General features: G+C 73.8%; 10 protein-coding genes and 1 pseudogene. 5 read left to right on the top strand and 6 right to left on the bottom strand.

What is annotated here, in order from left to right; all coding sequences use genetic code 11:
• Positions 1-114 (bottom strand): annotated as a pseudogene (locus ACBJ32_RS57420) (galactose-1-epimerase); the annotation flags it as partial.
• 100 nt (positions 115-214) lie between these two features.
• Between ACBJ32_RS57420 and ACBJ32_RS57415 the strand changes: the two are divergent.
• The gene (locus ACBJ32_RS57415) at positions 215-1,411 is read left to right on the top strand and encodes a cytochrome P450 (RefSeq protein WP_375134054.1); all 1,197 of its coding nucleotides are present in this window, start codon (positions 215-217) and stop codon (positions 1,409-1,411) included.
• 34 nt (positions 1,412-1,445) lie between these two features.
• A complete protein-coding gene (locus ACBJ32_RS57410) occupies positions 1,446-2,057 on the top strand; it encodes a TetR/AcrR family transcriptional regulator (protein WP_375134053.1) in 612 nt (203 codons plus the stop codon).
• Positions 2,058-2,189: 132 nt separating this feature from the next.
• On the opposite strand, the gene ACBJ32_RS57405 is transcribed toward ACBJ32_RS57410, so the two are convergent.
• Both ACBJ32_RS57405 and ACBJ32_RS57400 read right to left on the bottom strand, forming a co-directional pair.
• Positions 2,190-3,347 carry a cytochrome P450 gene (locus ACBJ32_RS57405; protein ID WP_375134052.1) on the bottom strand — a complete coding sequence of 386 codons (1,158 nt, stop codon included), beginning with the start codon at positions 3,345-3,347 and terminating at the stop codon, positions 2,190-2,192.
• A gap of 29 nt (positions 3,348-3,376) precedes the next feature.
• Entirely contained in the window at positions 3,377-4,840 is a 1,464-nt protein-coding gene (locus ACBJ32_RS57400) for an MFS transporter (RefSeq protein WP_375134051.1), read from the bottom strand.
• 134 nt (positions 4,841-4,974) lie between these two features.
• Here ACBJ32_RS57400 and ACBJ32_RS57395 point away from each other — a divergent pair, with 134 nt between their 5' ends.
• On the top strand, positions 4,975-5,478 hold the full coding sequence (locus ACBJ32_RS57395) for a MarR family winged helix-turn-helix transcriptional regulator (protein ID WP_375134050.1): 504 nt from the start codon (positions 4,975-4,977) through the stop codon (positions 5,476-5,478).
• 66 nt (positions 5,479-5,544) lie between these two features.
• On the opposite strand, the gene ACBJ32_RS57390 is transcribed toward ACBJ32_RS57395, so the two are convergent.
• The 3 genes from ACBJ32_RS57390 to ACBJ32_RS57380 all read right to left on the bottom strand — a co-directional run bounded on the left by ACBJ32_RS57390 (position 5,545) and on the right by ACBJ32_RS57380 (position 8,402).
• Entirely contained in the window at positions 5,545-6,348 is an 804-nt protein-coding gene (locus tag ACBJ32_RS57390; RefSeq protein WP_375134049.1) for a hypothetical protein, read from the bottom strand.
• Between the two features lie 105 nt (positions 6,349-6,453).
• Positions 6,454-7,071, bottom strand: a complete 618-nt coding sequence (locus tag ACBJ32_RS57385) for a histidine phosphatase family protein (protein WP_375134048.1) — start codon at positions 7,069-7,071, stop codon at positions 6,454-6,456.
• A 53-nt stretch (positions 7,072-7,124) separates the two neighbouring features.
• Positions 7,125-8,402, bottom strand: coding sequence for a PEP/pyruvate-binding domain-containing protein (locus ACBJ32_RS57380; protein ID WP_375134047.1), 1,278 nt, complete (start codon positions 8,400-8,402; stop codon positions 7,125-7,127).
• Positions 8,403-8,460: 58 nt separating this feature from the next.
• Between ACBJ32_RS57380 and ACBJ32_RS57375 the strand changes: the two genes are divergently transcribed.
• Both ACBJ32_RS57375 and ACBJ32_RS57370 read left to right on the top strand, forming a co-directional pair.
• Positions 8,461-8,856, top strand: coding sequence for a DNA-binding protein (locus tag ACBJ32_RS57375; RefSeq protein ID WP_375134046.1), 396 nt, complete (start codon positions 8,461-8,463; stop codon positions 8,854-8,856).
• Complete coding sequence (locus ACBJ32_RS57370; protein WP_375134045.1) at positions 8,853-9,491, top strand: transcriptional regulator; 639 nt, start codon at positions 8,853-8,855, stop codon at positions 9,489-9,491. Before ACBJ32_RS57375 ends, ACBJ32_RS57370 begins: the two co-directional genes overlap by 4 nt.
• Positions 9,492-9,581: the final 90 nt, after the last annotated feature.

Genomic DNA, 9,581 nt, shown 5'->3' with positions numbered 1-9,581 from the left:
GGCGTCCATCTGGACGACGTGGTCGAGCACGTCGCCGCCGCCCTTGAGGTTGAAGTAGGAGTGGTTGGTCAGGTTGACCACGGTCGGCGCGTCGGCCTCGGCGGTGTAGTCGATGCGCAGGGCGTCGCGCGGCCCGCGAAATGATGGGTTACTCTCGCTTTAGTGACACGCGGTCAGTCAAGATCGTCCGAGGCGGGCCTTCTCGGGAGTTGACATGAGCGATTCTGTGACGTTGCCCCTGCACATGCGGCGCAGCGGGTTCGATCCCGATCCCGAGCTGTCGGCGATGCGCGACGAGGAGGGCGTCCGCCGGGTGACCACCGCGTTCGGCCTCGACGCGTGGGTCGTCAGCCGGTTCTCCGACGTGCGGGAGGTGCTCGGGGACGCCGGGCGCTTCAGCAACGCCCAGGTCGCGGTGTTCCCCCTGGCCGGCCGGCAGCAGTACAGCGAGGAGCAGCTCAAGGCGATGCGGGCGGGCAACCTGCTCGCCTTCGACCCGCCCGAGCACACCCGGCTGCGCCGCATCCTGACGCCCGAGTTCACCATGCGGCGCATGCGCCGCCTGGAGCCGCGCATCCACGAGATCGTCGAGCAGCACCTGGACGCGATGGAGAGCGCCGGCCCGCCGGCCGACCTGGTCTCCGCCTTCGCCCTGCCGATCCCCTCGCTGGTCATCTGCGAGCTGCTGGGCGTGCCGTACGCCGACCGCGGGGACTTCCAGCGGCGTACCGGCAAGGTGCTGGACATCTCGCTCCCGATCGAGGAGCGGCAGGCGGCGAGCCAGGAACAGCGCTCCTACATGGCCGGGCTCATCGCCCGCGCCCAGGCCGCGCCGGGTGACGACATGCTCGGCATGCTGGTACGCGAGCACGGCCACGACCTGTCCACCGACGAGCTGGTGGGCATCGCCGGGCTGCTGCTGCTGGCCGGCCACGAGACCACCTCCAACATGCTCGGCCTCGGCACCCTGGCCCTGCTGCGCCATCCCGGCCAGCTCGAGCTGCTCAGGAAGGAGCCCGAGCGGATCGGCGCCACCGTCGAGGAGCTGCTGCGCTGGCTCAGCATCGTGCACTCCGGCACGAGCAAGGTCACCACCACGGAGGTCGAGCTGTCCGGCACCCGCATCCCGGCCGGCGAGCTCGTGCTCTGCGCGCTGCCCGCGGCCAACCGCGACCCGGCGTTCATGCCCGACCCGGACCGGCTCGACATCACCCGCGGCGAGCTCGGCCACGTCGCCTTCGGCCACGGCGTGCACCACTGCCTGGGCGCGCCGCTGGCCAGGATGGAGATGCGGATCGCCTTCCCGGCGCTGTTCGAGCGCTTCCCGGGGCTGCGCGAGACCGGCACCGCACCGCAGTTCCGCTCCTTCAACGTCGTGTACGGCCTGTCCGCCTTCGAAGTCGCCTGGTGAGACCCTCCTCCTTCTGGCTGCTAGCGTTCACCGTGTGCACGAGCAGCGACAGCGAGCCGACGCGCTGCGCAACGCCGACAAGATCGTCCGGGCCGCCATCACGATCCTGCGCGAACGCGGCCCCGAGGTCTCCCTCGACGAGATCGCCCGGCAGGCGGGCATCGGGAGCGCCACCGTCTACCGGCGCTTCGGCGACCGCGACGGCGTGATCAGGGCCGCTTTCGAGACGTACTTCGCCGAGGAGGTCGAGCCGCTGGTGCTGGCCGCCCGCGACGCCGCCGACCCGGGGGGCGCGCTGGCCCGGGCGCTGACGGCGGCGGTCGACACGCTGGCCGCCCACCACGGGCTGCTGAAGGCCGCCCGGCAGTCGGGCGCCTCCACCGTCGACATCGCGGCACGCTTCATGGGGCCGCTCGGCACCGTCCTGGTCCGCGCGCAGCAAGCCGGGCAGGTACGCGACGACCTGATCGTCCGGGACCTCGCCGCGATCGTCGTCATGGCCCTGGCCACCGCCCACCCGGGCGATCCGGCCCATCACGATCCGCGCCGCTACCTGGCCCTGCTGCTGTCGAGCCTGCGGCCGTCGGACGACGGCCTGCCCGCGCCCTCCCCGGCTCGCCTCCTGGACCGGAGCTCCGCCCGCTGACGGCGCAGGCGGGCCTCTTTCCGGCGTCCCGCCAGGCGGCTCCGCCGTCCGCCGGGCCAGGCACCCCGGCCACCGCCGCACGGCGCCGCCACCTGCGGGGCCCGAGCCGCCGGGCGCCTGGCCGGGAGGGTGTCAGCGCCGCAGTTTCACCGGGAGGGCGGTCAACCGGCTGCCCTGGATGCCGCCGAGGTCGGTCTGCCGGAGCGCGGAGAGCGGGACCGCGAGGCGTGCGTCGGGGAAGTCGGCCCGCACGACCGCCACGACCGCGCGCAGTTCGAGCTGCGCGAGCTGGGCGCCGGTGCAGTAGTGGGGGCCGGCGCCGAAGGTCAGGTCCGGTCCCATCGCCCGGCCGGGCTGCGTGTTGATGCCCTGGATGTCGACGAGCACCGGGGAGCGGGCGGGCAGCCGCACGCCGCCGAGCTCGATGTCGGCGGAGGTGAACCGCCAGAGACTGAAGGGCGCCGGCGCGTGCCGGCGCAGCGTCTCCCGGACGAGCTCCTCGACCGTCGCCCCGTCCGCGCGGGCGCCGGCGGCGTCGAGGACGTGCGCGAGCAGGAAGCCCAGTGACGGGTCGGTGGTGAGCTGCCCGGCGTAGATCAGGGTGAAGAGCAGATAGTGCAGCTGTGTCTCGGTGAGCTCGTCCGGGACGCGTTCCCGCAGCTCGGCGGCCAGGCCGTGCCGGCCCTCCTCGAGTGCCGCGGCGGCCAGCCGCCCGAAGGCGGCCATGGCCGCGCCCACCTCGGCGGGGTCGGCGCTGTGCATGCCCCGGCAGGCCGCGATGGCCTGGTCGATGCGGTCGAGCGGGACGCCCAGCACGTCGCAGACCACGGTGAGGGGGAACCGGGTGGTGAAGTCGGCCATCAGATCGACCGTCTCACCGGTCGCGGCGAGCGCCGTGAGCTGATCGCGGGCGAAGCCCGTGATCCGATCGGCGTAGTCCTGCATCCGCCTGGCGGTGAAGAGCGGAGCGTGCGCCCTGCGCAGCCGCGCGTGCGCCGGCCCGTCGTAGGTGGTCAGCGACGGCTGCGCGGCGGCGGTCGGCTCCAGGCCCGCGGTTCGCGGGTCCCAGTGCGCCGGCGCGTAGGCGGGGTCCTTGACGATGTGGGGATGGACGAGGGCCTCCCGGGCGAGGGCGTCGTCCGTGATGATCCATGCCGGGCCGCCGGCCGGGGCGTCGGCCCGGACGATGGGACCGGCGGAGCGCAGGGCGGCGCGGGCGGGATGGGGTTCGCCGATGCCTCGGACGGTGACGGCGAACGGGTCGGCGCTGACGCGGGGCGCGTCGGTCATGGAGTCTCCTCGCGGGTCCGGGCCGGAAGTCACGTGTGGGCGTTCTTGGGCAGGAGGAACATGAGCGCGGCCGCGCCGGCGTAGCAGGCGACCTGCCAGGGCAGGATCGTGACGAGGGCGTCGCCGTAGGCGAGGAATCCGGAGGCGCCGTCGCGCAGGGAGCCGTCCAGCCGGGCGAAGAACACGGCGCCGAGGACGGCGACGCCCAGCGCGTTGCCGATCTGCGTGATGGTGGTCAGGACACCGCCCGCGGCCCCCGCGTCCTGGGCGGGCACGCCGGCGAGCACGACGTTGATCAGGGACGGGGTGGTGAGGCCCAGCCCCAGACCTCCCACGAGCAGGGGCACGGCCAGCTCCCAGGAGGAGGGCTCGGCGCCGTCGCCGATGAGGAGGAGCAGCACGACCTGCGAGGCGGCCAGGAGCAGCGCGCCGCCGACGAGGAGGGCACGACCGGCACGGGGGGCGAGCCGGACGCCGATGCCGGAGGTGATGATCGAACCCACGGCGTACGGCGGGATCACCAGCCCGGTCTCGAGGGCGGTTCGTGCGGCGCCGAGCTGCAGGTAGAGGGAGAGCAGCAGGAAGAAGGAGCCGAGCGCCCCGAAGAACAGCACGCAGACCGACAGGCCGCCGGCGAAGGCGCGCACGCGCAGCAGCGCGGGATCGAGGATCGGCTGCGCTCCCCGGCTGACCAGGCGCCGCTGCCTGAGGAGGAACAGGGCCGCCGCGGGAACCGACAGCGCGAGGACGGCGAAGCCCCACCAGGGCCAGCCCCACTCGCGTCCCTGGATCAGGGGCAGGAGCAGGAGGGTCGCGGCCAGGGCGGCCAGCGCCGCTCCCGCCAGGTCCAGCCGCGTAGGGCCCGCCGAGCGGGACTCGGGCACGAACCGAGCGCCCACGACCAGCGCGACGATCGCGACCGGCACGTTGACCCAGAAGATCGCCCGCCACCCGAGGCCGAAAAGGTCGGCTTCGACCAGCAGCCCGCCGAGCAACGGCCCGGCCACTGAGGCCAGGCCCAGCACGGCCCCGTAGGCGCCCAGGGCCCGCGCGCGTGCGCCCGGCTCGAACGAGGCGCGGATGATGCCGAACACCTGCGGGATCATCAGGCCACCTGCCAGGCCCTGCACGACGCGCATGCCGACCAGCGCCCCGGGGCTCGGCGCCAGCCCGCACCCGGCGGAGGCCAGCATGAACGCGGCCAGCCCCAGGAGGAACACGCGGCGGCGTCCGTACAGGTCGCCGATGCGGCCGCCGGTGATCAGGCCCGCCCCGACGGCCAGGGTGTAGCCGGCCAGCATCCACTGGAGCGCGGCCTGGCCGGCGCCGAGGTCCTGGGCGATCGCGGGGGCCGCCACGCTGACGATCGTGGCGTCGAGGAGCTCCATGAAGGACGCGGTGAGGATCGCGGCCAGGACGACGGCCGCCGTGCGGCCGGTCAGGAGGGCCGCGGGTGCCGCTCTGCCGCTGTGGCTGCGAGTGGGTGTGCTCATGCTGGGTCGAACTCCCGGGTCGGTGGGGGGTGGTGGGATAATATGCCTGCGCAACGCAGTAGCTGCGCCGCGCAGCAAAACGTACCACGAGATTCACTGCGTGACGCAGTGAATTGGCCGGGAAGGGTGCCACGATGACGGAGCCGGGCGCGGGCAGGGAAGCGCTACTTGTCGAGGTCACCACGGACGTGGTGCCCAGCTGGGCGATCCTGGTCGTCCAGCTCAACAGCCTGGTCGCCGAGCGGCTGGGCGTCACCGACACCGACGTGCAATGCCTGCACGTGCTGGGCCGTCACGGCCCGACGACACCGGGCGTCCTGGCCAAGCACGTGAACCTCACTACCGGATCGGCCTCACGCATGATCGACCGGCTCGTCGCGGCGGGCTGCGTCCGGCGGGTGGCCGACCCGCACGACCGCAGGCGGGTGCTCATCGAGCCCACCCGGGAAGGGCTCGACCGGGTCAGCGCCGCTTACTCGGGGCTGATCGCCCGGACGCGGGACGATCTCGGCGAGTTCGACGACGCGGAGCTGCGGACCATCGTCCGCTTCATGAGAACCGCCGCCCGCAGCACCGCCGCCGAGATCCACCGGCTCCAGCACCCCGCGGCGGCCGACCCGCGGCCCGCCGATCGTTAGCCGGCCTTGATCGGGCACGGCACGCCGATCGTCAGCCGGCCTCGATCGGGCGCGCCACGGCGATCGTCAGCCGGCCTCGATCGGGCGCGGCACAGCGGTGAAGGTGGCGCCCTCGGGGATGCCGAGCAGCCCGCGTTCGACGCCGTAGCGGATGGTCTCTCGGATGTCCTGCGACGTGGCCAGCAACCGGCCGGCGAGCTGTTCCGGCGTCGCGGTGACGACGCCGCCCGGGCTCCACACCGCCAGGGCGGCGAGGTCGGCGGCGAAGCGGGTGTGGCGCTCGCGGTCGTCCTGACGCCGGATCACGGCCAGGCTGTGACCGAGGAGGTCGTGCATGTCCCGGGCGAAGCGCAGCCGCTCGTTGTCCACGGCCAGCCGCTCGACCTCGACGTTGGCCTCGCTCAGCGCCCTGTTCGCGGACTCCAGCCGGAGGTAGGCGCGGATGGCGGCGGTGAACACGACCGCCTGGAGCGGCATCCACCAGTACTCGGCCAGCGGCCTGCCGAGCAGCGGCAGGGCCAGCGTGACGGCCGCGATGGTCGCCCCGGCTGCCGCCGGCAAGGCCCGCTCGGGCAGCGACGTGGCGAGCGCGGCGATGAGGAAGTACGACGTCGTGAACACCCACATCTCGCCCAGGACCGGCGCCACCGCGGCCGTGACCACGAAGAGCAGGATCAGGGCGTACGGGGTGGCGTTGCGGTTCGGCCGCACCAGCGCGGTCCACACGACCCGCAGGTAGAGGGCGACGAAGCCCGCCACTCCGGCGGCCACCAGCACGACCGTGACAGCGGACGGCGCGGACGCCAGGAACCCGGGCATCGGCCACACCAGGGCGACGAGATAGACGGAGGTCCGCAGCCGGCCCTTCATGCGTTCCACCCTATCCAGCCGCCTTCTCGCCGGCCCCTGACGAATGTCACGAAGCCGGCGCGGCCGCGGGGCGGCAGGCGGGTGTCACGCGGGGGAGGAGCCACGTCACAGCCGCACGCCTCCGGCGGGGAACCCCGTCCAGCGCAGATCGGCCGGGAGGTGGCTCATGTCGTTGAACATCACGATCGTGGGCGGCAGGCCGGCGCGGTACGCGATGACCGTCAGCGCGGTGTTGGCGCTGTTCAGCCCGAGCCACCGGGACGGCGGCGCGTCCAGCGCGTGCCGCACCAGCCACGCGATCTGGTAGGCATGCGTCACCAGGACCTCGTGAGTGTCGGGCCGGGCCCCCTCCGCGGCCGGGCCGGGCACCTGCGCGAACCGGGCGACCAGGGCCTCGGCGAGCCTCTGGCCCGCCGCCGCCTCGGCGTCGTCGTAGCCGTCGAAGAAGCCCTTCCAGGACGGGGGAGTCTCGGCCGCGGTGGGGACGTAGGGGACGTGGTCGGCGAGTTCGGCGGCCTCGGCCACGGGCACGTCCGGCAGGTGCCGGGCGAGCTCGTGCGCGCTCGCCACGGCGCGGGGCAGCGGGGAGTGCCACACGGCGTCGACCGGTACGCCGGCGAGCCGTTCGCCCAGCAGGGCCGCCTGCCGGCGCCCGATGTCGGTGAGCTCGCCGAACGCGTCGGCCGCACCGTGGCGGGCCAGGTAGAGGTGTCGCGTCGTCATCAGCGGTCGGGGCGCGGCGCCCTCGGGGCGCGCTTTCCCCTTCTCCTTTCGGGTCAGGCGCTGGTCTGGTCGATCGTCGTGACGGTGCCGGTGGTGCCGTCGATGGTGATGAGGGTGCCGTCGTGGAGCGCGCGGGTGACGCCCGGGATGCCGAGGACGGCCGGGATGGCCTGCTCGCGGGCGACGATCGCGGCGTGGGAGAGCACGCCTCCGGTCTCGGTGACGACGCCGCCGGCGATGCGCAGCAGGGGCGTCCAAGCAGGGTCGGTGAAGGGGCAGACGAGGATGTCGCCCGGCTGCACGCGCGCGAAGTCGCCGGGACCGCGGACGATCCTGGCAGGGCCGGTCGCGGTCCCGCGACTGCCCGGGGTGCCGGTGTGAGCGCCGGCGGGGATGCCGGGGGTGCCGGTGCCAGCGCCGGCACCCCCGGCGCCAGCGCCGGCGGGGACGTCCGGAGGCGAGGGGCGCCGTGGGGGTGCGGCGGTGATCGGCCGTGCCTGAAGGATCCAGGTGCGGCCGCCGGCGATCGCCCACTCGATGTCCTGCGGACCGCCGAGCACGGTGGCGATCTCCTCGCCGAGCGAGGCGAGCCGCGTGGCCGTCGCGTCGTCGAGCACCGGCCGGCCCCGGTCGCGGGCGGGCACGTCGCGCACCGCGAGCCGCGTGCCACGCCGGTCGAGCCGGGTCCGCTTGTCCGCGATGGTGCGGGTCACCGTCCCGTCCCGGACGACGCGGTAGGCGTCAGGGGTTACCGTGCCGCCGACGACGCTGGGCCCCAGGCCCCAGGACGCCTCGATCTCGGTCGCGCCGTCCGGGCCCGAGGGCGTGAACATGACCCCGGACACCTCGGCATCCACCTGCCGCTGCACGATGACGGCCATCACGGGGTCGGCGGACGCCCGCTCGTCGCCCCGGTAGGCGATGGCACGCGGGGACAGCAGCGAGGCCCAGCAGGCACGTACGGCCCCGGCGACCTCGCCGGCCCCGTGCACGGCGAGAAAGCTCTCGTGCTGACCGGCCGCCGACGCCTGCCCGGTGTCCTCGCCCGCCGCCGATGATCTCACCGCCACCGGTGGATTCCCGAGCCGGCCGAGCCCGCGTCCCAGCGCGTCGATCACGGTGGCGTGCAGGGGACGGGCCGCGATCGCCTGCCGTGCCGCGGCCAGGTCGTCCGGCCGCCCGAGCTCCAGGTCACTGATGGCGGCCCGGTAGGCGGTGAACGGGACGACGAAGCCGTCAGGGACCGGCAGGCCCGCGCGCAGCAATGCGCCGAGCGGGCCGGCCTTCCCCCCGCAGGTATCGGCGACAGCCTCCATGAGGGGTACGATCATCCGCCCTGCTTTCAACATTTTGTTGACAAAATTTCGTTGATTATGCAGGGTGAGTCGCATGGCACGCAAGCCCAACCTCTCCCACAGCGCGCATTCCGACCACATCCAGGCGCAGCGCGAGCAGGACGCGCGCGAGCGTCTGCTGAGCCTGGGCGCGCACGCGCTCGACGCCCGCCCGTGGCGCCCGGCGCCCGCCCCGCCCTCGGCGGTCGACCTCGTGCAGTTCGCCGTCTGGCGCAACACCGGCCTGACCCCGGAAGCCGTGCTGAGCGCGCTCACCCTCCTGCCCGCCGCCCGCGCCGAGGTCGACGGGCTCGAGTCCGCCCTGCTGTTCATGGCCAGGAGCGCCGGGCTGACCTGGGCGCAGATGGCGCACGCGATGGGGTTCAACTCGCCGCAGGCGTGCCAGCAGCACTACACCCGCCTGACAGCACGACAGGACATCGGCCCGTGACGCCGCCGGACTCCGCGCCTGACCTCCTGGTCCTGCACGCCGTGCGCATCACCGGGCTCGCGGACACCCAGGTGGTCGCACACCGGTACGGCCTCGACCCGGCCGGGACGAAGGAGCTGCTGCTCGACGCCGAGGCGCATGGCTGGGTCGAGCACACCTCCTTCGCCGGCACCGGAGGCTGGTCGCTGACGGAGCGGGGCCGGGCCGAGAACGAGCGCCGGCTCGCGGCCGAGCTCGCCGGCGTCGGCGGCGCCGGCGAGGTTCGTGACGTCTACCGCGCGTTCCTGCCGCTGAACGCGCTCCTGCTGCGAGCCTGCACCGACTGGCAACTCCGGCCCACCGCCGGGGACCGGCTGGCCATCAACGACCACTCCGATCGCGCCTGGGACGCCAGGGTCCTGCGCGAGCTCGAAGAGATCGGCGACGGGCTCCGGCCGCTCGCGGGCCGGCTCGGGAGCATCCTGACCCGGTTCCGCGGCTATGACAGCCGGTTCGCCGCCGCCCTCGCGCGTGCCCGGTCGGGGGAGGACGCCTGGGTCGACCGCACCGACGTCGACTCCTGCCACCGGGTCTGGTTCGAGCTCCACGAAGACCTCATCGCCACCCTCGGCCTCGACCGGAACGCGGAACCCTGACGCGGGATCCCGATCCGCCCCTCATCCGCCGCCGCCTCCCGCACGAACCGTTCCTGACCTGTGAGCGACATGACCCAGTGAATGGAGCGG

The sequence above is a fragment of the Nonomuraea sp. GTA35 genome (genome assembly GCF_041950525.1).
GTDB lineage: Bacteria > Actinomycetota > Actinomycetes > Streptosporangiales > Streptosporangiaceae > Nonomuraea.
This window is presented reverse-complemented; position numbering and strand designations above follow the sequence as displayed.

Coding starts and splice junctions, on each gene's coding strand:
- ACBJ32_RS57395 (WP_375134050.1), top strand. CDS start 4,975: ATGACGGAGCCGGGCGCGGGCAGGGAAGCGCTACTTGTCGAGGTCACC.
- ACBJ32_RS57390 (WP_375134049.1), bottom strand. CDS start 6,348: ATGAAGGGCCGGCTGCGGACCTCCGTCTATCTCGTCGCCCTGGTGTGG.
- ACBJ32_RS57400 (WP_375134051.1), bottom strand. CDS start 4,840: ATGAGCACACCCACTCGCAGCCACAGCGGCAGAGCGGCACCCGCGGCC.
- ACBJ32_RS57375 (WP_375134046.1), top strand. CDS start 8,461: ATGGCACGCAAGCCCAACCTCTCCCACAGCGCGCATTCCGACCACATC.
- ACBJ32_RS57415 (WP_375134054.1), top strand. CDS start 215: ATGAGCGATTCTGTGACGTTGCCCCTGCACATGCGGCGCAGCGGGTTC.
- ACBJ32_RS57385 (WP_375134048.1), bottom strand. CDS start 7,071: ATGACGACGCGACACCTCTACCTGGCCCGCCACGGTGCGGCCGACGCG.
- ACBJ32_RS57405 (WP_375134052.1), bottom strand. CDS start 3,347: ATGACCGACGCGCCCCGCGTCAGCGCCGACCCGTTCGCCGTCACCGTC.
- ACBJ32_RS57380 (WP_375134047.1), bottom strand. CDS start 8,402: ATGATCGTACCCCTCATGGAGGCTGTCGCCGATACCTGCGGGGGGAAG.